Annotated in this window: 1 protein-coding gene and 1 pseudogene; one reads left to right on the top strand and one right to left on the bottom strand. The window is 42.6% G+C overall.

The window, feature by feature from the left end:
- Positions 1-49: 49 nt before the first annotated feature.
- Positions 50-271 (top strand): annotated as a pseudogene (locus tag AB4653_RS18405) (IS110 family transposase); the annotation flags it as partial.
- A gap of 189 nt (positions 272-460) precedes the next feature.
- Here AB4653_RS18405 and AB4653_RS18400 read toward each other — a convergent pair.
- Positions 461-991, bottom strand: a complete 531-nt coding sequence (locus AB4653_RS18400; protein ID WP_009845650.1) for a GNAT family N-acetyltransferase — start codon at positions 989-991, stop codon at positions 461-463.
- Between the last annotated feature and the right edge of the window lie 51 nt (positions 992-1,042).

Here is a 1,042-nt window from a genome sequence, read left to right as displayed (position 1 = left end):
CCCGAGGAGCTGCCACACTGATGTGGTACTTAATTGCACCGGAGGCACCATGTCTGATTATTCTTATTTCTGCGGTATCGACCTAGCTAAAAACCACTTGGGTCTTCATGCCGTAGACCAAAATGGTAAGGTCATACTTCATAAATCAGTAACTCGCTCTAAACTGCTGACTACAATAGCAAATATGCCTCTCATGCGTATAGGCGTTGAAGCGTGTGGTGGTGCACATTATTGGGCAAGAACACTCAATAAGCTCGGTCACGACGAAAGAAACGAAGAACAGCTAACTGGTTAATAAGATTGCTATCGCGACCTTACCTTGGCCTCGATCGCCTTGAGAAAAGCCTCAAAGCGATATGCCCTTCAGATACAATCGTACAATTTACTTAATAAAGTGGCTTCGGGCTTGTTCAACACATGGGATTTAGTGTTGGCTACGCAACACATTAATCCTTATTTGTTAGTTGCGTTCTTGCCACTCCGAACGCAACACCCCATATTTCACTGAATCGTAATACTCGCCTTCATAATAACGTACTTTTCTTAGCCTCGCTTCTTGCTGAAAGCCCAACTTCAACGCCAGAGACATCATGCGAGGATTACCTGACCATGTTGTCAAACCGACCCTTTCGATTCTGTTATTTTTGAACAAGTAAGAGATCCATTGAGGAAGAGCCAAAGCGGCGATACCTTGACCCCAATAATTTGAATCGTAGATTACCACACCAGCTTCAAGCCAATGAGTTTCTTCACATTCCCAGTAACTGCTGACTGTTCCTATCGGGTTATCATCGACAGTGATTAACTGTAAATCTAAACCGCTTAACAACCGTTGAAACGAAGACTTTTCAAACTGCTTTAACGAAGGGTGACAATAAGGAAAATACGGACCATTAAACTTAGTCCATGCGTCGTTTGAAGTTACTAAAGCATGAATTAATTCCAATTCATTCGGTTTTGCTGGTCTCATGCTTACTCGTTTTTCTTCCATGATACTTCCCTATTCTTTGAAGCAAACTAACGAATGACATGGATTCCCCCT

The sequence above is a fragment of the Vibrio sp. 10N.222.48.A3 genome, from assembly GCF_041475345.1.
Taxonomy (GTDB): Bacteria; Pseudomonadota; Gammaproteobacteria; order Enterobacterales; family Vibrionaceae; genus Vibrio; species Vibrio tasmaniensis_A.
Note: the sequence above shows the minus strand (reverse complement) of the source record. Positions and strands in the feature narration are given on the sequence as shown.

What these genes read in the sequence shown, in the direction of transcription:
- AB4653_RS18400 (WP_009845650.1), bottom strand. Translation starts at nt 991, where the DNA reads ATGGAAGAAAAACGAGTAAGCATGAGACCAGCAAAACCGAATGAATTG.